The 21,600-nt window shown below is 50.5% G+C and carries 20 protein-coding genes; 15 read left to right on the plus strand and 5 right to left on the minus strand.

What is annotated here, in order from left to right; all coding sequences use genetic code 11:
- The 10 genes from mutL to glnA all read left to right on the plus strand — a co-directional run bounded on the left by mutL (window position 1) and on the right by glnA (window position 9,782).
- Window positions 1–1,731: a DNA mismatch repair endonuclease MutL gene (gene mutL / locus AC15IQ_RS13660; protein WP_483179781.1), complete on the plus strand. Its 1,731-nt coding sequence runs from the start codon at window positions 1–3 to the stop codon at window positions 1,729–1,731.
- A gap of 8 nt (window positions 1,732–1,739) precedes the next feature.
- A complete protein-coding gene (locus tag AC15IQ_RS13665; protein WP_483179782.1) occupies window positions 1,740–2,543 on the plus strand; it encodes a class I SAM-dependent methyltransferase in 804 nt (267 codons plus the stop codon).
- Window positions 2,536–3,459, plus strand: coding sequence for a tRNA (adenosine(37)-N6)-dimethylallyltransferase MiaA (miaA, locus tag AC15IQ_RS13670; RefSeq protein ID WP_483179784.1), 924 nt, complete (start codon window positions 2,536–2,538; stop codon window positions 3,457–3,459). The genes AC15IQ_RS13665 and miaA overlap by 8 nt, the downstream gene beginning before the upstream one ends.
- 72 nt (window positions 3,460–3,531) lie before the next feature.
- A complete protein-coding gene (hfq, locus tag AC15IQ_RS13675) occupies window positions 3,532–3,783 on the plus strand; it encodes an RNA chaperone Hfq (RefSeq protein ID WP_483179786.1) in 252 nt (83 codons plus the stop codon).
- Window positions 3,784–4,003: 220 nt separating this feature from the next.
- Window positions 4,004–4,900 carry an AAA family ATPase gene (locus AC15IQ_RS13680; protein ID WP_483179789.1) on the plus strand — a complete coding sequence of 299 codons (897 nt, stop codon included), beginning with the start codon at window positions 4,004–4,006 and terminating at the stop codon, window positions 4,898–4,900.
- Window positions 4,901–5,534: 634 nt separating this feature from the next.
- Window positions 5,535–6,107, plus strand: coding sequence for a transposase (locus AC15IQ_RS13685; RefSeq protein ID WP_483179791.1), 573 nt, complete (start codon window positions 5,535–5,537; stop codon window positions 6,105–6,107).
- A 30-nt stretch (window positions 6,108–6,137) separates the two neighbouring features.
- Window positions 6,138–6,362 carry a hypothetical protein gene (locus AC15IQ_RS13690; RefSeq protein WP_483179792.1) on the plus strand — a complete coding sequence of 75 codons (225 nt, stop codon included), beginning with the start codon at window positions 6,138–6,140 and terminating at the stop codon, window positions 6,360–6,362.
- 277 nt (window positions 6,363–6,639) lie between these two features.
- Window positions 6,640–7,863, plus strand: coding sequence for a methionine gamma-lyase family protein (locus AC15IQ_RS13695; RefSeq protein WP_483179794.1), 1,224 nt, complete (start codon window positions 6,640–6,642; stop codon window positions 7,861–7,863).
- 30 nt (window positions 7,864–7,893) lie between these two features.
- The gene (locus AC15IQ_RS13700; RefSeq protein WP_483179796.1) at window positions 7,894–8,376 is read left to right on the plus strand and encodes a DUF456 domain-containing protein; all 483 of its coding nucleotides are present in this window, start codon (window positions 7,894–7,896) and stop codon (window positions 8,374–8,376) included.
- Between the two features lie 77 nt (window positions 8,377–8,453).
- Entirely contained in the window at window positions 8,454–9,782 is a 1,329-nt protein-coding gene (gene glnA, locus AC15IQ_RS13705; RefSeq protein WP_483179798.1) for a type I glutamate--ammonia ligase, read from the plus strand.
- Between the two features lie 165 nt (window positions 9,783–9,947).
- Here the strand turns inward: glnA and lexA are convergent, their stop codons facing one another.
- The 4 genes from lexA to AC15IQ_RS13725 form a co-directional block, all read right to left on the minus strand.
- Entirely contained in the window at window positions 9,948–10,559 is a 612-nt protein-coding gene (gene lexA / locus AC15IQ_RS13710) for a transcriptional repressor LexA (RefSeq protein ID WP_483179799.1), read from the minus strand.
- A gap of 389 nt (window positions 10,560–10,948) precedes the next feature.
- Window positions 10,949–11,674, minus strand: a complete 726-nt coding sequence (locus tag AC15IQ_RS13715) for a tRNA 2-thiocytidine biosynthesis TtcA family protein (protein ID WP_483179801.1) — start codon at window positions 11,672–11,674, stop codon at window positions 10,949–10,951.
- A 372-nt stretch (window positions 11,675–12,046) separates the two neighbouring features.
- Window positions 12,047–13,336: a (Fe-S)-binding protein gene (locus AC15IQ_RS13720; RefSeq protein ID WP_483179803.1), complete on the minus strand. Its 1,290-nt coding sequence runs from the start codon at window positions 13,334–13,336 to the stop codon at window positions 12,047–12,049.
- Between the two features lie 35 nt (window positions 13,337–13,371).
- On the minus strand, window positions 13,372–14,772 hold the full coding sequence (locus AC15IQ_RS13725; RefSeq protein WP_483179804.1) for an FAD-binding oxidoreductase: 1,401 nt from the start codon (window positions 14,770–14,772) through the stop codon (window positions 13,372–13,374).
- 272 nt (window positions 14,773–15,044) lie between these two features.
- On the opposite strand from AC15IQ_RS13725, the gene larAH6 reads away from it, so the two are divergent.
- From larAH6 to AC15IQ_RS13750, 5 genes are all read left to right on the plus strand, one after another.
- Entirely contained in the window at window positions 15,045–16,322 is a 1,278-nt protein-coding gene (gene larAH6 / locus AC15IQ_RS13730; RefSeq protein ID WP_483179806.1) for a nickel-dependent malate racemase, LarAH6 family, read from the plus strand.
- A gap of 74 nt (window positions 16,323–16,396) precedes the next feature.
- Window positions 16,397–17,296, plus strand: coding sequence for a UDP-N-acetylmuramate dehydrogenase (gene murB / locus AC15IQ_RS13735; RefSeq protein WP_483179808.1), 900 nt, complete (start codon window positions 16,397–16,399; stop codon window positions 17,294–17,296).
- Between the two features lie 67 nt (window positions 17,297–17,363).
- The gene (locus tag AC15IQ_RS13740; RefSeq protein WP_483179811.1) at window positions 17,364–19,091 is read left to right on the plus strand and encodes a B12-binding domain-containing radical SAM protein; all 1,728 of its coding nucleotides are present in this window, start codon (window positions 17,364–17,366) and stop codon (window positions 19,089–19,091) included.
- A 159-nt stretch (window positions 19,092–19,250) separates the two neighbouring features.
- Window positions 19,251–20,156 (plus strand): diaminopimelate dehydrogenase, encoded by a 906-nt coding sequence (locus AC15IQ_RS13745; RefSeq protein WP_483179814.1) that lies wholly within the window; start codon window positions 19,251–19,253, stop codon window positions 20,154–20,156.
- 159 nt (window positions 20,157–20,315) lie between these two features.
- Window positions 20,316–21,107, plus strand: coding sequence for a S1C family serine protease (locus tag AC15IQ_RS13750; RefSeq protein ID WP_483179816.1), 792 nt, complete (start codon window positions 20,316–20,318; stop codon window positions 21,105–21,107).
- A gap of 10 nt (window positions 21,108–21,117) precedes the next feature.
- Here AC15IQ_RS13750 and AC15IQ_RS13755 read toward each other — a convergent pair whose 3' ends face one another.
- The gene (locus AC15IQ_RS13755) at window positions 21,118–21,330 is read right to left on the minus strand and encodes a TOBE domain-containing protein (protein WP_483179818.1); all 213 of its coding nucleotides are present in this window, start codon (window positions 21,328–21,330) and stop codon (window positions 21,118–21,120) included.
- Window positions 21,331–21,600 lie beyond the last annotated feature (270 nt).

Here is a 21,600-nt window from a genome sequence, read left to right on the forward strand (position 1 = left end):
ATGTCCATCAGGCTTTTGCGCGATGAGCTGATAAATAAAATCGCCGCCGGGGAGGTCATTGAAAGGCCGGCTTCGGTAGTCAAGGAACTGCTGGAAAACGCCATCGATGCCGGAGCTTCACGTATCGCAGTGCGTATCAGCGGCGGAGGGAGCAGGAGCATTGAGGTGGAGGACGATGGCCAGGGCATCCCGCTGGCCGAGGTCCCGTTGGCCTTCCAGCGCCATGCCACCAGCAAGTTGAGTTCAGAGAGCGACCTGCAGCAGATTTTGACCATGGGATTTCGCGGTGAGGCCTTGCCCAGTATCGCGGCAGTGGCGAAGGTGCAGGTATACAGCCGTCATGCTGATGAGGCCGGAATGTATTTTCGCATCGAGGGCGGAAAAACCCTGGCATGCGAAGAGCGGCAGTCTCTGCCCGGTACCCGTATGCTGGTTGAAGACCTTTTCTATAACACTCCGGCACGCAAACACTTTCAAAAGTCCCCGGTCAGCGAAGGGATTTTCATCAACGAGCTGGTGGGGCGTTACGCTTTAGCCCGTCCCGATATATCCATTTCCTTCAGCAGCGAAGGGCGTCTATATTATAAGACCCCGGGCAATGGTGAGCTAAAAGATGCTATCATCGCAGTGCATGGTTCCAGCTTGATGGAGCAGCTCCTGGCCTTCACTTATGAAGGCGATAAAATCTCGTTAAGTGGTTATATTTCCCGGCCGGAACTGAAGAAGTCCAACCGTAAACTGCAGTTGTTCTATATAAACCACCGTCCCATTCGCAGTCCGCTTTTATACCGGGCTGTGGATCAGGCCTATCAGGGCGTATTAGTATCGCGGGAGTTCCCGGTGGCTATAGTCAACCTCTCTATCGATCCAGAAGCGGTAGATGTAAATGTGCATCCCCAGAAAATTGAAGTCCGCTTTCGTCGTGACCAGGAGGTATTTCGAGCCGTTAATGAGGTGTTAAAAAACCGCCTCGGGGAATATCAGGTCAGCTTCAACGGCTATAAACATTCCCGTGATGAAAGCGCTGCTGGAACTGACCTGGCTGAGGCCATAGCCAAGCACTGGATCTCTGGGAGTCTACCCAGTTTTCAAAACCATAGGCAGTACCCCATGCCCCCGCCTAAAACCATACAGGCTGAATCGCAACCAGGACCGGAGCATAATGATGCCAGGAGCCTGGATATCATAGGGCAGTTTCATGATGCCTACATACTGGCAGAAATAGACCAGTCTCTATTTATCGTGGACCAGCATGCCGCCCATGAGCGGATTATTTTCAGCCGCCTGTTAGAAGGTCAGAATGAAAAAGATCAAGCCCGCCAGGAGCTTATGTTTCCCATCGTGCTAGAACTATCTGTAGCACAGACCGACCTGTTGCAGGAACAGCTGGCTTTCTTTGCCGGGCTGGGTTTCGACATTGATCTGCTAGGGCATAATACCATAATAATTCGTGCCGTGCCTGCAGGTTTGAACGGCCAGGAAGAACGGACGGTGGTAGAAATGCTGGATGCCGCTCATTTGGAGGCCGGGGATCAATGGCGCCGCAACGCCCTGATCAGCATGGCCTGTCATCAGGCTGTCAAAGCCGGCCAATCCCTAAGCAGGGCGGAAATGTTGAATTTGATGGCGGATTTGCTGGATACCCCGGATTACAAATACTGTCCCCATGGACGACCGACTTTGATCAGGATATCTTCTCAGGATATGGAACGGATGTTCAAGCGTTATTGAGGACCAAAATGAAGATCGTAGCTACCACCACTCAGTCCAGGCCGGAACCGGACTGCTTATTCCGGTATTTCTTAAAGGACAGTGGCTTTGATTACATACCCCGTAAGGGTAGAGGACTGAAAACAATTCAGCATGACAGCCAGGCTGATGCCGTCGTGGTATGGCAGGATAGCGGACCGGTGATGTATATCGGGGATAACAAGTTTTTCTTCCATCCCAGCATGGCCAAGGTGCGCCTCAGTGCCTACCGTAAAAAGGGACAGCTCGACCCGCTCATCGAAGCAGCTGGTGTGAATCCCGGAGATAGTATATTGGACTGTACCCTGGGGTTAGGGGCAGATAGCATTGTCCTGGCTTACTTTTGTAAAGGCCCGGTGGTGGCTCTGGAATCCTCTCCGGCTATAGCATATACCGTTAAATGGGGCATGCGGCTTTACAAATCCCCGCTGCTCTGGCTCAGTGAAGCCATTCAGCGCGTTAATGTGCTGGCTGCGGACCATCTTTGCCATTTGGCAAGCCTTCCGGACGATTGTTATGATCTGGTTTATTTTGATCCTATGTTCAGAAGGCCTCTGTTAAAAAGTGAGACTTTGAGCCCAGTGCGCCTGCTGGGCGATCTCCAACCGTTGAGTGAGGAAGCGGTGCGCGAAGCCTGCAGGGTAGCTAAAAAACGGGTCTTGATCAAAGAGCGGGCGGGCAGCCCCGAATTTGAACGCCTGGGATGCCATCGCACCGTGGGAAGTATTCATAATAGCATACACTTCGGAATAATCGATATTGAGCATGAAAAGGGTGGTGGCACCCATGAATAAACTGCTCGCCATAGTTGGACCGACTGCCAGCGGTAAAACCAGCCTGGCTGTTGAACTGGCTGAAATATTGCACGGGGAGATCCTTTCCTGTGACTCTATGCAGGTTTATCGGGGCATGGATATCGGTACTGCCAAAGCCAGCGCCGTGGAGCAGGCCAGGGTGAAGCATCATCTCATCGACATAGTGGAACCTACCGAAGAATTCAGCGTAGCTCAGTACCAGCAGTTAGCCAAGGCTGCTATTGAAGAACTGAATCGATCCGGTATCATACCTATACTAACCGGGGGAACCGGTTTGTATTATCAAGCCGTGGTCGATGATTATCAGTTTTACCCCATGGCCAAACGGCAGGTTATCAGGGACTATTGGAACAAGATGGTGTCAATCTATGGGCTGGATTTTGCCTATGAGCGCCTCAGAACAGTCGATCCAGAATATGCGGCTAAGATCGGTGCAAAAGACCAAAAGCGTATGGTAAGAGCCCTGGAGGTTTTCGAATTGACTGGAAAACCATTTTCTCGGTATCAGGTTCGTCAACGCGACACCTATCAGTTGATAGCGATCGGTCTCAGTATGGAACGCGACCAACTGTATGCCCGCATTGATCAACGCGTCGATACAATGTTGGAAGCGGGGTTGGTGGAGGAAGTCATTAAACTGCGCCAGCAGGGATGCACCCTGGAACATACTTCCATGCAGGCCTTAGGGTACAAACAGGTCATGTACTATTTGGAAGGGTTTGTTACCAGGCCAGTGATGATAGAGGAAATCAAAAGGGAAACCCGGCATTTCGCCAAACGTCAGATGACCTGGTTTAGAAAGGATCGGCGCGTCAAATGGCTGCAACCTGACGATATTAATGATACCGAACTGTTAGCAAAAAATATTTCTCTGCATCTGGCAGGACAAATTTAGGACTTGTAGAAATCTCTACTGAGAGAGATAATAAAGATTACATGAGTTTTCATTTAATGGAGGGGTTAGTAAATGTCGAAGAGCCAAGTCAACTTGCAGGATACATTCTTAAATTTGGTTAGAAAAGATAAGACCCCGGTCACCATCTACCTTATAAATGGCTTCCAGATCAAAGGGTTGGTGAAGGGCTTTGATAATTTTACCGTGATCGTTGAACTGGACAATAAGCAGCAATTGGTATACAAACACGCCATTTCCACTGTTGCCCCGATGCGTCCCTTAAGCATGTTCAATCTTGATTTCAGGAATGAGGAAGATAAATAAGCTTGAAAGTTCAAAATAGCGGCTATTAACCCTGTTCTGTGAACAGGGTTTTTAAATGGACTCATTGGGGACGGCAGACGGTAGACCCATTATATGTGGGCTGCCTATACATAATTGGGACTGTCTGGCGGTAAGCACAAAATGTATCAGCTGATATAAGTAGCACCACTTTTGTCTGCCTGTCATATGATAGGGTACAACAGATAGGAGTAGTGATGCTGTGCAAATATCAAAAAAATTCAACCATCCCGGACCGGTGCATTCACAGGAATCGAGCAGTTTTTGCCCGGAGCTATATGATCGCCCATCATTCAAAGAACTGCAAAAGCTGATCGGGCTAACCGATGTGAAAAAGATGCTGGCTGAGATAACCGCTTACAGTTTGATTCAGGTCAAACGTTCCGAGCAGAATCTGAAGTCGCAGCCGGTGTCACTGCACATGATCTTCAAGGGTAATCCCGGCACCGGTAAGACCACAGTAGCCCGCATTCTGGGCAGAATATTCAAGGATATCGGGCTCTTAAACAAAGGCCACCTGGTAGAGGTGGAGAGAGCCGACCTGGTAGGGGAATATATCGGACACACCGCACAAAAAGCCAAAGAAAGCGTTCAAAAGGCTTTAGGTGGTATATTATTTGTAGATGAGGCCTATACCCTGGCTCAAGGAGGCGAAAAGGATTTCGGCAAAGAGGCCATCGCCACCATTGTCAAGCAAATGGAGGACCACCGTGATAATCTGGTAGTGATATTGGCCGGTTACTGCAATGAAATGGACCATTTCGTTCGATCTAATCCGGGCCTGAGATCGAGATTTCCCATACACATTCATTTCAATGATTATTCCTGTGATGAACTATTCCAAATCGCTCTGCATCTGTACAGTGAGAGGGATTATGTATTGAGCAGCGCCGGACGCTGGCGATTGAAGCATATTCTGACCGATTTCACCAGCCATCGCCACCCCCACAGCGGCAATGCGCGTTTTGTTCGCAACCTTACTGAAAAATCGATCCGCCGTCAGGCACTGCGCCTGATTGACAAGACCAACTTGACTCGTAAAGATCTCACCACCATTGAGGATGTAGATATGCCGGAACTGTCTGACCTCAAGGTCTGATCATAGACTTGGCATGGCCTGCAGTTTTTCATCGTTTTCAATGATTATAATGACCTTCATTTTTGGGGGTCGTTTTCTATTTTGGTGAGCCTGCAGTAATACAGCGAGGACACCGCCGTACGGGCGGGGCTCTGCTTCGCCCGAAAAACCATTTTGCAGACATATCCGTAGGGGCGGGGCTCTGCTCCGCCTGAAGAACCATTTTGCAGACATATCTGTAGGGGCGGGGCTCTGCTCCGCCCGAAGAACCATTTTGCAGGATATCCGTAGGGGCGGGGCTCTGCTTCGCCCGAAGAATCATTTTGCAGACATATCCGTAGGGGCGGGGCTCTGCTCCGCCCGCCTGAACATATAACCCAACATTTGGTAATAAAAACATGCTACAATGAACATTACTAGAGTTACGACATCAGGACATAGAAACAGCGTATCGTACGGCAAGGGCTCTGCTCTTGCCGTTCAATGATTGTTTATTCAAGGCGGTGATAATTTGGAATTGCCGAAGAGGAAACGAATACGTTTAAAGGATTATGATTATTCACAGGCAGGTTTTTATTTTATCACCATATGTTGTAAAGATAAGCAACACTATTTAGGAAAAATGTCGGGTCCTGAGAGGCGCTCTGCCCCAACCGTGTGCACACATGACACCGACATCCGTAGGGGCGGGGCTCTGCTCCACCCGTCGGTAGAATTGTCCGATGTTGGGCAAATCGTGTCAGAGCAATGGTTTGAACTAAAAAACCGCTATCCCCGAATAGAGTTAGATCAATTTATAGTAATGCCAAACCATATCCACGGAATAATCATAATTAATGCTGAGCAGGCGGAGCAGAGCCCCGCCCCTACCACTGAATGCACCCGGTGCACTAATACCCGGGCGGAGCAGAGCCCCGCCCCTACAACCGAATGCAACCGGGGCACTGATACCCGGGCGGAGCAGAGCCCCACCCCTACCACCGAATGCACCCGGGGCACTGATACCCAGGTGGAGCAGAGCCCCGCCCCAACTATCGGCGCTATTATTTGTGCGTATAAATCCATCACCACTAGACTAGCAAATAAAAAGCATAATGCACCAGGTCGTATTATTTGGCAGAGGAATTATTATGATCATGTCATTAGGGACGAAAGTGATTTGTTAAATATTAGACAATACATACAGGATAACCCATTTAAATGGGAAGAAGATAAATATTATTTTTAATCACGAGTGTCCACGGAATAATCATAATTAATGCTGAGCGGGCGGAGCAGAGCCCCGCCCCTACACGTGTGCACCCGGGGCACTGATACCCGGGCGGAGCAGAGCCCCGCCCCTACAACCGAATGCAACCGGGGCACTGATAACCAGGCGGAGCAGAGCCCCGCCCCTACAACCGAATGCACCCGGGGCACTGATACCCAGGCGGAGCAGAGCCCCGCCCCTACTATCGAATGCACCCGGTGCACTGATACCTAGGCGGAGCAGAGCCCCGCCCCTACACGTGTGCACCCGGGGCACTGATACCCGGGCGGAGCAGAGCCCCGCCCCTACCACTGAATGCAACCGGGGCACTGATAACCAGGCGGAGCAGAGCCCCGCCCCTACACGTGTGCACATAATTAAGAATGACCTCTGCAGACAAGGCCCGCCATTCGCCATGATAGCGGCGAAAACGAATTGTGGTTCTTTGCCAGGCATGTGTATAATATCTATGGTATGCTATACCACTATGCTTGAAAGTGAGGCCCAATTATTGCGTAATGTAATGCAGGCGGTACGGGAAGCCGAACGCTTGATATCACCACAGTTTCAGATAATCGAAGATATTGCCTATGCGAATGGGGAACGGGTCTTAAATGCCTTTCGCCGGGCGCGGGTAAGGGAGCACCATTTCTATGGCTCCACCGGTTATGGTTATGGAGACATGGGCAGAGCGGTACTGGAAAGCATTTATGCCGAAGTATTCCAGGCCGAGGAGGCTCTGGTCAGGCCTCAGATAGTATCCGGCACCCATGCCATCACGGCCTGTCTATTTGCCCTGCTTAAGTCTGGTGATGGCCTGCTCAGCATCAGCGGGCGACCTTACGACACCTTGATCAATATAATCGACGGGGGACCCCTTCGTCCCAATACTCTAATAAAGAAGGGCATCGACTATAAAGAGGTGCCGCTTACCCCTGATGGTCTGCCTGATGAGCCAGCCATTGCAGCGGCCTTGGACGAACATATTAAAATGGTTATGATACAGCGTTCCCGGGGGTATACCCTGCGCCCGGCTATCCCGGTTGACAGCATAAGAAGGTTGATCAAGACGGTGAAAGGGCGCAATCCGGATTGCATCGTCATGGTAGATAATTGCTACGGCGAATTTGTGGAAAACATGGAACCGTGCCAGGTAGGGGCTGATCTGGTGGCAGGCTCCCTGATCAAGAATCCCGGCGGCGGCCTGGCCCCTGGAGGGGGATACATAGTCGGACGGGGCGACCTTATTGAGGCCATCTCCTATTACCTGACCGCGCCCGGGCTGGGCAAAGAGATGGGCTCCAGCCTGGTTGACAAGCGTTGGTTTTACCAGGGTCTGTTTATGGCTCCGCATACTGTGTTACAGGCCTTAAAGGGAGCAGTCTTGCTGGCCGCCCTATTTGAAACGGCCGGATACCTGACTGAACCTGTCTGGAATGCACATCGAGCCGACATCATACAGGCCGTCAGTTTGAATAGTAGCGACCAACTGCTCCGCTTTTGCCAGGTAGTGCAGAGCTGTTCCCCGCTGGACAGCGACGTAACACTGGAGTTTGGACAGTTGCCCGGCTATGATGTGCCGGTAGTCATGGCTGCCGGAACGTTCGTACAGGGATCATCCATTGAGTTGTCCTGCGACGCCCCGTGCCGGGAGCCTTATTGTGCTTTCCTGCAGGGGGGCTTAACCTATGAACATTGCCGTTTTGTGATCGCTAATCTGCTCATGGCGATGTAGGCCTAGAAAAAACCGGAGGAGGCGTTTTAAATGACTGATACCCTGGTTCTGGTTGTGGCAGTACTGCTTATGCTGGTGGGGTTGGTGGGGGTGATCATCCCCTTAATACCTGGTATCCCGATGATTCTGGTTATTATTGTGGCCTACGGCTGGTACGAAGGATTCGAGGTTATCAACATTTCGTTTATCGCCATGATGGCCGGAATAACACTGCTCTCAGTTATAGTGGACTATCTCTCCACAACCCTGGGTGCGAAATATTCAGGCTCGACTCGGGCCGGAGTGTGGGGAGCATTCATCGGCACCTTTGTGGGCTTGTTCCTGTTGCCCCCTTTAGGACTCTTAATAGGACCCTGGGTCGGTGCCATGCTGGGGGAATACCTCAGCGTAAATGATATCAATAAAGCGGTCAAAGCTGGATTCGGCACAGTGATCGGATTGTTCTCAGGCCTGTTTTTCAACCTGTTATTGGGACTCATTATGGTGATTACCTTCCTCATAAGAGTCATCTAGCATACATTTCCCTGTAGTTTACTGGCTTATTAAGGTGTGGTAAGCTATGACTTTGAAGGTTAAATAGGAGGCTTATTATGGATAAGAGCACCATAATGAAAATCGCTGCTGAACAAAATGTCAAGTTCATTCGTCTGCAATTTACCGATATCTTGGGGGTAATGAAGGCTATCTCCATCACTGAAGAACAGTTGGAAAAGGCCTTAAATGGCGAACTGATGTTTGACGGTTCTTCTATTGAGGGGTTTGTGCGTATCGAAGAATCTGATATGTACCTAAAGCCGGACCTGGATACCTTTCTTATTTTACCTTGGAACAATCCTAGTTCCGATGCCAAGACGGCACGTTTGATCTGCGACATCTATGACTCGGACAATCAGCCTTTCCACGGTTCACCCCGCCAGGCCTTAAAACAGATGCTGCAGGAAGCGGCCGAATTGGGGTATTCCATGCAGGTCGGTCCGGAACCTGAATTTTTTATGTTCCAACTGGATGAGACCGGTGCTCCCACACTAAAGACCAATGATAAGGCCGGTTATTTCGACCTGCCTCCGGTAGATAAAGGGGAGAACGCCCGCCGTGATATGGTGGAGACCTTGCAGCGCATCGGTTTTGAGATCGAGGCAGCTCATCACGAGGCAGCCCCGGGACAGCATGAGATCGACTTCAAATATCAGGATGCCTTAAAAACAGCCGATAATATAGTGACATTTCGCATTGTGGTGCGCACCGTAGCCCAACAGCACGGCCTGCATGCCACTTTCATGCCCAAGCCACTCTTTGGCATCGCCGGCTCGGGTATGCACCTGCACATTTCACTTTTTAAGGATGGGCAGAATGCCTTCTATGATGCCCATGACCCTTCCGGTCTTAGCGACACTTGCCGTTTCTTTATCGCCGGGGTACTTAAACATGCCCGGGCCATAACCGCCATCACCAATCCTACTGTAAACTCTTACAAGAGATTGGTGCCGGGATATGAAGCTCCGGTGTATATAGCCTGGTCTTACCGCAACCGCAGTCCCTTGATCCGCATCCCCGCTAGAAGGGGGATAGGCACCCGCATCGAAGTACGTAGTCCGGACCCCACCTGTAATCCCTATCTGGGGCTGGCGGTGATTTTGAAGGCCGGTTTGGAAGGCATCAAGAACCAGGAACAGCCTCTGCCGCCGGTTGATAAGAATATTTATGAAATGGATCTGGCGGACCGCAAATTAAACAACATAGAGTCGTTGCCGGAGAATTTATATGAAGCCATTTCAGAGCTGAATCGCGACGAGGTCATCCAACAGGCCCTGGGCCGTCATATCCACTCACGCTTCTGCTACGCAAAAATCAAAGAGTGGGAAAATTACAGTTCGCGGGTCTACGAGTGGGAGATAGAAGAGTATCTGGAGAAATTCTAAAACCACAGAGCCGGGCACAAAGCCCGGCTCTTTGGCGTCCGTATACAAAATAATCCACGAATATAACCTATTTATATTTATAGTAGACTGCTGAATTAAACCTAATTAAAGAAAGCAACTCGAGGTTAGACCGCCAGGTTGGCATGGTCCCCCGGTACTACCGCTTTACATGCGCCGCAGCAAGCCCGCCACTTTGCCTGCGATTGAGGCATGGGGGACGATGATAGGCTGCATAGCCTGGTTCTCGGGACGCAGTTCCACATAGCCGTCGTGCTTGAACAGCCTTTTCACGGTGGCCTCATCTTCTATGACCGCCACTACTATTTCGCCATTATTAGCGTCGGCTTGCTGGCGCACTATCAGATAATCGCCCTCAAAAATCCCCGCCTCTATCATGCTGTCACCTCTGACCTGCAGCATAAAATGACTGCCGCCACCGATCAACTCTTGAGGCACCGGTATGAAGGCTTCTATATTCTGCTCCGCCAGAATCGGCACCCCGGCTGCTACCTGTCCTACCAGGGGGAGGGATATGATTTGGGTCAAACTCTGTTCTTCCTGGGTAGGTACTGGTATAATGGCACGCGGTTTAGTAGGATCTTTGCGCAGATAGCCTTTTTCCTCCAACTGTACCAAATGGGCGTGCACAGTGGAACTGGATTTCAATCCGACCGCATGGCCTATCTCGCGCACTGAAGGGGGATAACCGGTGGTTTTGATCTGGTTTTTGATATAACTCAGGATCTGCTCCTGACGGGCTGTTAAATCCTCATTCATTGGGAAAACCTCCCATAATGTTTGTTAACATTATAGCATACCCGAGGAGACAAAAACACATGTTCGCATATTAAAATCTCATTGTCAGAAACAAATACCGTCATCCTGATTCGATTACCGGGCGAAGCGGAATCGCCACCCCTAAGCTGGTGCAGAATTAAAATCAGCCCGATCCTGTACATGCAAATACATACCAAAAGGGATTGAGACAACGCTTAATAGTTGTATGAATTGTTATAAGCATGATCATTTACAGGGTATATTGCTCTACAAAGTTGAGCCGCGGCCGAAAATCACGTCGTTACACCGGTTGGTTTTTATACGTCATGCTGCAATGAAGTCTGTTATGCCGACAAGCACGGATAGGTATGGTCTCATGGAGAAAAGCCTTATAAAGACCAGAAGGTATCGGGGGCGGCGTTTTCCAGACTGGACAGGAAGCGCTGCCTGGCTCCCGGGAAGCGGGCTTCGATGATTTCCAGGACTTCTTTGACCTCATCCCGTTTAGTCTGTCCGCTGGCCGGGCAGAGAGAGGTCATAACCGGCATCTGCAGGGAAGCAGACAGCTTTTCTATATCAGACTCAGCTACGTAGACCAGGGGACGGATCATGGTGATATCCATACGGTCCAGATAAGTGCTGGGCTTGAACACATGAAAACGCCCCTCAAAGAGCATGGAAAGGAAGAAGGTGTGCACCGCGTCATCCCTATGATGCCCGAGAGCCACCTTGTTACAGCCCAGATCCTTGGCGATGCGGTTTAAAGCTCCCCGGCGCAGATTGGAACAGAGTGCGCAGGGGTTTTTTTCACGGCGGTTTTCGAACACTATTCTACCAATGCTGGTGTGTTCTACCCGGAGGTCCAAACCCAACTGCTTACAGAAATCGGTTACACCCTGATGGTCTTCTTCCCAGCCCATATCTAGTAACACCGCTTCGATGGAGAATTGGACCGGAGTATATTTTTGCACCAGGGTGAGGAAGTAGAGCATGGTCAGACTGTCCTTGCCGCCGGATACTGCGGCCAGGATGCGATCACCGTCTTCGATCAGATGGTATTTCAGGCTGGCATCGCGCACCTGTTTAAAGATGTGTTTTATGCGTCGCTGGCTCAATGATCGCACTCCTTTTAAGAATTAAATTCCGCAAGCTGGTGACCACTCTGTCCACCTTAAAGAGGGTCTAAGTCAATTCTACAGAGCGCTGGGATGGGTCAGCTCATCCTCAGCTTATCGGCAATTGCTGCGTACGAAGCTACCACCGCAGCAACATTTGTCTAATTCCCCACTTGCTCCTGCAGTCAAGCCATGGGGGGGATGGGGTCATCTCTCGGCCTCCTGCGGGTGGGGCGTTCCGATTGGCAGGTGGCCAATATTATTCCCCATAGCTTGGCTAGAGTATTGTTACATTAATATTTCAATTATATCCTAATATTACCAAAACTAAAGCCCGGTTGGTTTTACCACCGGGCCGAATAACTGCTGTTTCTATACAGTGGTCAGGGCCTCCTGGTAAACCCGGTCCAATAAGACCACCGGATGTACTACTTCGGCATTCCAATTGCTGCGCCGACAGCCGTGATTGAGCTGCATGATGCAACTGGGACAACAGGTGGCCAGAACATCAGCCCCGGTTGATGCCGCGTTGGACATTTTTTTGTCCAGGATCTGCATGGATACCTGATGATGAGTAACCGAATAGGTTCCAGAACCACCGCAGCAGCTGGCGGCATTGGGCATCTCGATCAGCTCAACCCCGGGGATGCGGCGCAGTAATTCACGAGGCTGGGCGGTGATGCCCTGCGCGTTTACCAAATGGCAGGGGTCATGATAAGTTACTTTCCATTTCTGGCCGGTGTGCACATCGACTCGAATATCCAGCACATCGATCAAGAATACGGTCAGATCCATGACCCGAGCTGCAAAGGCGGCGGCATCTTCCTGATAGGGGGTGCCCTGCAGCACAAAACGCAGATTCTTCTCGGTCAGAGTGGCCGAACAGGAGCCACAATCGGTGATTATATAGTCCACATTCAGCTTCTGGAACAAATTGATATTGTGTATAGTCAACTGCCGGGCCACATCCAATTTGCCGTTGGCTATATGGGGCAGGCCGCAGCATTTCAGACCTTCAGGGATATATACCTCACAGCCGTTGCGGCTCAAAACGTTGACCGTAGCCTGGGCAATTTCCGGACTTAAGAAATCCGTACCACAACCCAAAAAATAGCCGACCCGATATCTGGTATCACCCTGTGCCGGGGTGAAAGCAGGCAGGGTACTGCGTGCCGAGCGCGGCGGAATATGGTCAAGTATCTTCTCGGCATCTTTGAGGTCGCCGGGCAAGATTCGGGTCAGGCCGATATTGCGGGCCAGTTTCTGCAAGCCCAGGCGCTGGGCCAGGCTGGCCAGTTTAATTGACTGCTTCATTAAATCGGGTTTAGTCCAGAAGTTGCCGAACAGCAAGTCTTTACCCCAATTGGGGTTGGTCTGGCTCAGATAAGCCCGTGCAGCAGCGTTCAATTCATGCACATCTATGCCTGAAGGGCAATTGGCTGAACAGGTCTCACACATCAAGCACTGTCCCAGCCGGTCATATACTTCAGGGGTGGGCTCAACCTTGCCGTCGCGGAGCATCTGTACCATGAATACGTGGCCACGTGGGGCTGCGCTCTCAACACCGATCTCTTTGAAGACAGGGCACAGTTCCCGGCATTTGCCGCAGCGCACGCATTTCATAAGCTGTTCTTTGACCGGCGGCAATTCTCTAAAATCCATGTCTATCCTTCCTTTAAACTATGATCCGGCAATATTCAGAAAAGCTTGCCAGGATTCATTATGCCTTTGGGATCAAAAGCATTTTTAACCTTTTTCATATATTCCACTGCAGAGCCGTGCTCCAGAACTGCATAGCCGCGCCGGGCTGCGCCGACCCCGTGTTCGCCAGTGGTGGACCCATTCATTTCTATAGCCAGGAGATGGATTTCGTCCACCAGCTTCTGCACCAGTTCGACCTCATGAGGATCTTCGGGGTTGATCACCGGAGCACAGTGCACATTGCCGTCCCCGATATGCCCGTAATTGACCACTTTGATGCCGTATTTATCGCCTAGCGCGCGAATAGCCCGTAATACCTCGGCCACTTTGGATATAGGCACACTGATATCCTCACCAGCAAAAATCCTGCTGCCGTCGGGTCTCACCCGGGCAGCGGCAGCAGCGGTTATGCTGCGGCCTTCCCACAGCTCCGCCATGCGTTGCTTGTCCGTGGACCATTCTACCTGGCGGGCCCGGCGTCCGGCCACTTCCTTGATGATTTGCCCTTCATATTCGACCCCGGGTGGATTGCCGTCTACCTCGAACAACAGAATGGCTTCAGCGTCTGGTAGATTGATCTGTGGTTTAAAGTCATTGACCGCTTTGATAGCGGAACCGTCTAAGATCTCAATCCCCGACGGCAAGACCCCGGCTTGATATACTTCTAGGACCGTAGCGGGGGCGTCATCCAAATGATCAAATACTGCCATAGCTATGCCTCTCGCCTTGGGGCGGGGAAAACAACGCAGCCGTATCTGTGTAACTATTCCCAGTACACCTTCAGAACCGACCATCAATTTGGTCAGATTCAAACCGGATACATTTTTTATACAGCGGGCCTGCTGGCCGCCGGTGATGATTACCTCACCGGTGGGGGTAACAACTTCCAGTCCCAGTACATAGGGCTCAGTAGTCCAGTATTTTACTGCCCTCAGACCGGAAGCATTGTTGGCCACCATGCCGCCCACAGTGCACATTTTGCTGCTGCCCGGATCGGGCGGGAAAAACAGGTTGAATTTGGCTAACTCATCGTTCAAGTCAGCATGTATGACCCCAGGACGGACTACTACTTGCATATTGTTGACATCGATCTCCACGATTTCTCGCCAGCGGGACAAATCTATTACGATTCCGCCCTCGGTGGCTACACAACCACCGGTCTCGCCGGTTCCGGCTCCACGGGGGATGATGTTGATGCCATGCTCATAAGCCAGCCTGACCACTGCTTGCACTTCGGCGGTAGATGTAGGTAAAACCACTGCATTAGGGGTGACCGGCTGCAGTTTGGTAAGAAAGGAACTATCGTATGAGTAGTACATCAGGTCCAGCTCATCGGTCAGCACTTTGTCCGGCCCCAGCATTTTGATTAACTCTTTTTTTATATCAACATGATTCATAAAATTCCTCCTAAAGCGCCATCACCTGATGACGAATTTCCAGCCTATTATATCACAAAGGTCCTTTCGCAAGGGGACTTTTTAGCCGTTTTACCGCCCCGGTTTGCATGTATACAAAGCCGTTCAAGGATGAAATTGGGAGTGCTGGCATTAAGCCCAAGGTCTTCATTAACTTGATTTTCCACTGTTGCAAGCATAAACTAATACCTATATACAATGGCTTGAGTAGCGCCCGGCAGTTTTGAATACATCGGATCCCAGGAGGATGGACGGTGCAGCATCGACTGGCTTATGGTACAGGGTACCTGGAAGTGAACATTCCGGAGAAAAACCTCTTAGGGGTATTAGAGGCCGGAGTGGCAAAGGCAGATACTTTCGGCATAACGAATAACTCTGCCATGATTCGCCACGCTCTGGATAATCCCATCGGCAGCCTGACCATCAAAGAGATCGCCATGCGTAAACAGGCCCGCCGTGCGGTCATCATTGTAAATGATATAACCCGTCCCACACCGTACAAGTGGATGTTGCCACCGCTGCTGGCATCTGTTGAAGCCGCTGGGATCACCCCCGCTAATATCAAACTGATAATCGCCCTGGGTATACACCGACCCCATACCCCGGAAGAGAACCGGCGAATATTTGGTGAGGAAATCTGTAGTCGCTATGAGGTCTTAAATCACGACTGTGATCATGACCTGCACAGTGCGGGACGGTTATCCAATGGCTGGGATCTCTTGATCAACCGCCATGTAGCCGAAGCCGATCTTTTGATTTCGACCGGGGTGGTGGAACTGCACTATTTTGCTGGTTGGTCGGGAGGACGAAAATCGATTCTGCCCGGGGTGGCGGCACGCTCGTTGATAGAAGCCAATCACCGCATGATGGATAATCCCAAGGCGTGTCTGGGCAATTACAAAGATAACCCGGTCAATGACTTGATGCTGGAGGCAGCCCGTACTGTTGGCCTGGATTTCATACTCAATGTGGTCACAGCAGGTAAAGAACAGATCGTTTTTGCTGCCGCCGGGGACTTGTACCAGGCCTGGATGGAAGCCGTGAAATTTGCCGAGGCCAGTAACATCGTCACTATAGCAAGAGCGGCTGATGTGGTTATCGCCGCCTGTGGAGGTTTTCCCAAAGACATCAATGTCTATCAGTCACAGAAAGCGCTTGACGCTGCCGTACAGGCGGTTAAACCGGGCGGAACTATCATTTGGGTGGCCGAGTGTTCGGAAGGGATGGGGGAGGAAACCTTCGCCAAATGGATTACCGCCGCACAATGTCCAGAAGATATCGAGAAGCGCTTTTTCACCAGGTTTGAACTGGGAGGGCACAAAGCCTTTGCCATATGCCGCATCCTGAAAAATGCCGATATCATTATGGTCAGTGCCCTGCCTGAGGATACGGTTAAAGCTATGTTTATCACCCCTTGCGCTGATATTAAAGAAGCCTTGATTATGGCCCAGCAGAAACATGGCGAAAACATGACGGTGCTTATTATGCCGCAGGCGCCACGTCTGGCGGTGCGGCTGAGCGGGGCGGAATAATCAAAGGCGCAGGAAAATAATATGTATAAATCGTCGAGCCCAGACGCTGTGACATTAAATATGAGGGGATAACGATGTATCAAGGTATATGTGATATCATCCCGATCGACCGGGTTAAATTCGATGAACCCATGTCCAGGCACACCACCTTTCAGATCGGCGGGCCGGCGGATATTCTGGTAGTTCCTAACTCTGTGGAAGAAATCATCAAAGTGTTACGCTATTGCCAGGAAATGAAATTGATGCTGTTCGTATTCGGATTGGGCAGCAATATTCTGGTCCGGGACAAGGGCATACGCGGAGTAGTCCTGAAACTGGGCGAAGGTTTAAAAACCATCAGCATCAAGGGAAATCAGGTGGAGGCGGAAGCCGGAGTGCGCGTTTCCCAACTATGCCGGGTGGTGGCCCGCGAAGGTTTAAGCGGACTGGAGTTCGCCGAGGGTATACCGGGGAGCCTGGGCGGGGCAGTGGTTATGAATGCCGGAGCCTACGAAGGGGAGATGAAAGATGTATTGAGTTCGGTGCAGGCGGTAAACCTGAAAGGGGAGTTGTTTGAATTCAACCCCGAACAAATGCAATTCGGTTACCGCAGCAGCATCTTTCAGACGTGCGAGTATATCGTACTTTCTGCCCGGCTCGATCTGAAAACCGCCGACCCTGAGGATATATTTGCCACCATGAAAGATTACGCCTGGCGCCGCAGGGAAAAACAGCCCCTGGATATGCCCAGCGCAGGCAGCACTTTTAAGCGCCCCAGCGGCTTTTTCGTCGGCCCGCTCTTAGAGCAACTGGGCCTGAAAGGCTTTCAAATCGGCGGTGCCCAGGTATCCACCAAGCATGCCGGATTCATAGTGAATGCTGGCAAGGCCACAGCTGATGATGTCTTACGCCTGATCGCGTACATACAGGAGAAGGCACGTCAAAACATGGGAGTAGAATTACACCCTGAAGTCAAACTGGTGGGCGAGGAATAAAGCATTAATATTTGAATACCTTATTGGCGATTGATATATCGCCATTTTACTTTAGGAGCTTTATCGCATGCGGGTATTGTTATGTGCAGTCAATGCTAAATACATCCACTCTAATCTGGCCGTTTTATATCTGCGCGAGGCCGCACTGGCTGATGGCCGGGAATGCATGGTACGCGAATTCAGCATCAATGAACCGCCGGGGTACATGCTTTCCGAATTGCATCAATATCGTCCTCAGGTAGCAGGCTTCTCCTGCTATATATGGAACATCGAATTGGTGCTTAAACTGTGCGCCGATCTCAAGAAGACCGACCCGAAATGCATAGTGGTACTAGGCGGCCCTGAAGTCAGCTACTCAGCTGAAAAAACCCTGGCCGGCAACCCTTGCGTAGATTATATTGTCAGTGGGGAAGGGGAGGAGGTCTGGCCTCAGTTGCTAACCGCCCTGGAGGCCGACGGGACTGACCCGGTTCTGCCCGGTGTTTATAGCCGGGCTGTATTAAAACCACACAGTATGACCAAATCTTTAAGTGTTGGCAACCTGGATCAGCTTCCGTTTCCATATCGGGGCGTAACCGAAATGAAAAACCGTATCGTGTATTATGAGAGTTCGCGGGGGTGCCCCTTCAAATGTAGTTATTGTATCTCATCCTTAGACAACGGAGTCCGTTTCCTGCCCTTATCCAGGGTAGAAAGCGAATTGCAGCATCTCAATGGACTGCAGCCCAAGGAGATCAAATTCGTTGACCGCACCTTCAATTGCGATCAATCGCGGGCTCGGGCGATAATGGAATTCATAGCTCAATTACCCGGAACGACCCGCTATCATATGGAAATCTCTCCGCAGTTATTGAATGAAGCTTTTCTGGAATTCCTGGAGGGCCTGCCGCCAGACCGCTTCGCCTTCGAGATCGGGGTGCAGTCCACCCATGAGCCAACTTTAAAGGCGATCAGGCGCCCCGGTGCCTGGGACAAGATCTCCGCCTCGATCCTCAGGATTGCCCAGGCCGGCAACATACATCTCCATTTGGATCTGATCGCAGGACTCCCTGAAGAGGATTATGCCACTTTCAAGATCTCCTTTAATAAGACTTACGGCTTGAAGCCTGACCACCTGCAGCTAGGTTTTCTTAAGATGCTGCCCGGAACCGAGGTGCGCCGGGAGGCTGAATCTGGGCGATATTGCTTTCAGCAACATCCGCCTTATGAGGTGCTGTCAAACTGCTGGCTTAGTTACGAAGAATTAGTACGGCTGCACCACATCGAAGACGTCCTGGAAAGGTACTATAATGCGGGTTTGGCAGAACATACTGTGGAGGAGGCTGTGAACGCCTACTATGACGGCAATGCCTTTGCATTTTGGGAAGCACTGGCCGACTACTGGCATGAACACGGCTATTATGGAATAGGAGTAGGCCGAACTGAACGTATCAGCATACTGAAACATCACCTTGACCAAGTCAAGCCGTCAAATCGGCATTGGCATCATGAACTGCTGAAATATGATGTTCTCAAGGACCAGGCTGCCTACACTCTGCCGGAGGGCCTGGAAAACACTCCGGGAACCGCAGAGACCTTACACAATCTGCTCAGGCGGGACGGGTTTCTGGAACAGTATTTGGCTGAATACAGATCGCATTCCATGCAGAATATCAAGAAACGGATCATATTGGAACGGTTTGAATATTTGCCGCATACCCAGGAAAGAAAAAATGCTTGGGTTTTGTTCGTTTACGCGTCAAAGGGCCGTCCAGCCTCCCGAGTTATAGAGATCGATCCGTCCTGGCTGGAATAAATTACCGGTAATGACCGAATAATGCAACGGTGTGGCGAGGAAGTGTAAACAACTGCTCCAATAGTATGTATACAATGTATTTTTACTGCAAATCTTGACTATATACGCATTTCAGATAGTCTATATAAATAGGATTAAATCTGATTGGGGAGGCAGCTAATGCAGAAGACGCGTATAGGAATAGTAGGCTATGGGAACATTGGCCGTGCCGCGGCAGAAACCATCAAGACCACGCCGGACATGGAGTTGGCCGTGGTGGTGGTCGAATCTCAATTCCTCAATGAACCAATACCGCCGGCACTGGCAGGTGTGACGGTGATCGACGATATCGCGCGGTTGGATGGGGTCAAGGTTGCCTTACTGTGTACCCCTAGCAGGTCGATGCCTGAATTAGCCAGTGAAATCCTGAAAATGGGCATTAACACCGTCGACTGCTACGATATCCATGGTCAATTGGCCGGTCTGCGCCGGGATCTGGATGTGGTTGCCAAAACCCATGGCACAGTAGCGGTAGTTTCGGCAGGTTGGGATCCGGGAACCGATTCGATGGTACGCTGTATGTTTGAAATAATGGCGCCCCGCGGAATCACCTACACCAATTTTGGCCCGGGGATGAGTATGGGCCATTCGGTGGCCGTAAAGGCCTTACCCGGCGTCGTAAACGCCCTATCTATGACTATACCGCTGGGGACCGGGGTGCATCGGCGCATGGTATATGTTCAACCTGTTCCCGGGCAGGACTTCAAAGTCATAGAACAGACTATTAAAAACGACCCTTACTTTATAAAAGATGATACCCATGTGATCGAGGTGGAAAATGTCCTTGACCTGATCGATATGGGTCATGGTGTGGAGATGGAGCGCAAAGGCGTTTCCGGACAGGCTCACAATCAGATGTTGAAATTCTCCATGCGCATCAATAATCCAGCTTTGACCGCACAGGTGATGGTGGCTTCAGCCCGGGCAACATTGAAGCAGCACCCCGGCGCCTATACCATGATACAAATACCTATTATAGATTACATGTACGGCGATCAGGAAGATATCATCAATCGATTGGTGTAACACCTCGGGGTTTACTGATGTCGGCACGCTGCTGTTAACAGGACAATTGAACGGTGTGAACAGATTGTGGACCGGGGCAATAACGCCCCGGTTTGTGTCCTGCGCATAGCACGATTTCTGTTATAATTAGTCTTAAATTGATGACAGGGTGACCAGTCCGTGAACAATGATCAGCAAGAACTACCCATAATGACGCAGCACTCGGATGAAGATTACGCCACCTATCGTCAGCGCTCGCCCTTCTTTAAAGCGCTGGCGGTGTTATTGCTGATCGGTTTTCTGTTCCTGGCTCTGCCTCAAGTGGTGCAATTTTGGGGTTCCAAACCGCAGTTGATTCAGGACCCTGCTCTAACCCATGATCCGGTAGCAGCTTTAGGGCGGGCGGCAATTGTGGTGGTAGAGGCGCAAAGCCAAGATGGCCTGGGGATGCAAATCAAAAAGGGTACTGGATTCAATGTAGACGTAGACGGGATGATAATTACTAATCAGCATGTTTTGTCCGGAGCTGATGCCGTCAGCATCTCATTTATAGATGGCAGGAGATACTTCAGCAATCGCTGGAAGCAGGCTGGCGGGGCCGATATAGCTGTGATCGATATTAAAGGCAGGGAACTGCCAGCATTGAAGTTGGATTACATGGCAATTCCTCATTCCGGTCAAGAGGTGACCGTAATTGGCAATCCCCTAAATATGGAACGGCTGATACAAAAAGGCACCATTTTTGATGTCACTCCTCCAGCCCGGGGCAGTAACCTGTCATATATCGAAGTTCAGGTCACAGCCGCTCCGGGCCTGAGCGGCAGTCCGGTAATAAATGAACATGGTCGGGTGATCGCGGTGGTCTATGCTGCCAGAAAAAAGTCGGAACAAAGCAGCACCGCCCTGGCCATCCCTGTCACTTCAGTTTATCAGGAATTAGAGCAGACTATAGCCCAACTGGGTGATCGCTGAGCTCTCATTGCTAAGGTTGGTCGCGGATGATGGTCACCGAAGTGGAGTCAAACATGGCAAACACCTCATCACCCTTGCGCAGATTCATATCTTTGGCAGCTTCGGCGGTGATAGTGGCGGTAACCAACTGGTCTCCAATATCCACCTGCACTTCAGTCATGTCATGGCCCTTTTTTACCTTCATAATTTTGCCCACCAGTTTATTGGCATCACTTATGCGCATCTATTAATCCTCCTAAATGGTCTTTGTTTTTGCTTAGTATGTGCAAATTCAGTCCAATTAACGATGCAGATATAGTGAAGCGATTTCAGCTTTGCGTAAGATACAATAAGCTGTTGTTTACTGTAGATTTACCATATATAATGATGATTCGTATCCATAAACAGTTTATCTAAATACATGTTTAGTGCATTTTCTACCGGTTTTGACCACATTTAGGCAGCTTGTTAACAAGCATAAACAGTCTGTGTTGATAACTTTACCTCTGTTTGC

The sequence above is a fragment of the Syntrophomonas sp. DTU019 genome, from assembly GCA_913757435.1.
GTDB lineage: Bacteria > Bacillota > Syntrophomonadia > Syntrophomonadales > Syntrophomonadaceae > DTU019.

What these genes read in the sequence shown, in the direction of transcription:
- AC15IQ_RS13720 (WP_483179803.1), bottom strand. Translation starts at nt 13,336, where the DNA reads ATGGATTTTAGAGAATTGCCGCCGGTCAAAGAACAGCTTATGAAATGC.
- mutL (WP_483179781.1), top strand. Translation starts at nt 1, where the DNA reads ATGTCCATCAGGCTTTTGCGCGATGAGCTGATAAATAAAATCGCCGCC.
- AC15IQ_RS13690 (WP_483179792.1), top strand. Translation starts at nt 6,138, where the DNA reads ATGCTGAGCGGGCGGAGCAGAGCCCCGCCCCTACACGTGTGCACCCGG.
- glnA (WP_483179798.1), top strand. Translation starts at nt 8,454, where the DNA reads ATGGATAAGAGCACCATAATGAAAATCGCTGCTGAACAAAATGTCAAG.
- AC15IQ_RS13755 (WP_483179818.1), bottom strand. Translation starts at nt 21,330, where the DNA reads ATGCGCATAAGTGATGCCAATAAACTGGTGGGCAAAATTATGAAGGTA.
- murB (WP_483179808.1), top strand. Translation starts at nt 16,397, where the DNA reads ATGTATCAAGGTATATGTGATATCATCCCGATCGACCGGGTTAAATTC.
- lexA (WP_483179799.1), bottom strand. Translation starts at nt 10,559, where the DNA reads ATGAATGAGGATTTAACAGCCCGTCAGGAGCAGATCCTGAGTTATATC.
- AC15IQ_RS13725 (WP_483179804.1), bottom strand. Translation starts at nt 14,772, where the DNA reads ATGAATCATGTTGATATAAAAAAAGAGTTAATCAAAATGCTGGGGCCG.
- AC15IQ_RS13700 (WP_483179796.1), top strand. Translation starts at nt 7,894, where the DNA reads ATGACTGATACCCTGGTTCTGGTTGTGGCAGTACTGCTTATGCTGGTG.
- AC15IQ_RS13665 (WP_483179782.1), top strand. Translation starts at nt 1,740, where the DNA reads ATGAAGATCGTAGCTACCACCACTCAGTCCAGGCCGGAACCGGACTGC.
- hfq (WP_483179786.1), top strand. Translation starts at nt 3,532, where the DNA reads ATGTCGAAGAGCCAAGTCAACTTGCAGGATACATTCTTAAATTTGGTT.
- AC15IQ_RS13740 (WP_483179811.1), top strand. Translation starts at nt 17,364, where the DNA reads ATGCGGGTATTGTTATGTGCAGTCAATGCTAAATACATCCACTCTAAT.
- AC15IQ_RS13745 (WP_483179814.1), top strand. Translation starts at nt 19,251, where the DNA reads ATGCAGAAGACGCGTATAGGAATAGTAGGCTATGGGAACATTGGCCGT.
- miaA (WP_483179784.1), top strand. Translation starts at nt 2,536, where the DNA reads ATGAATAAACTGCTCGCCATAGTTGGACCGACTGCCAGCGGTAAAACC.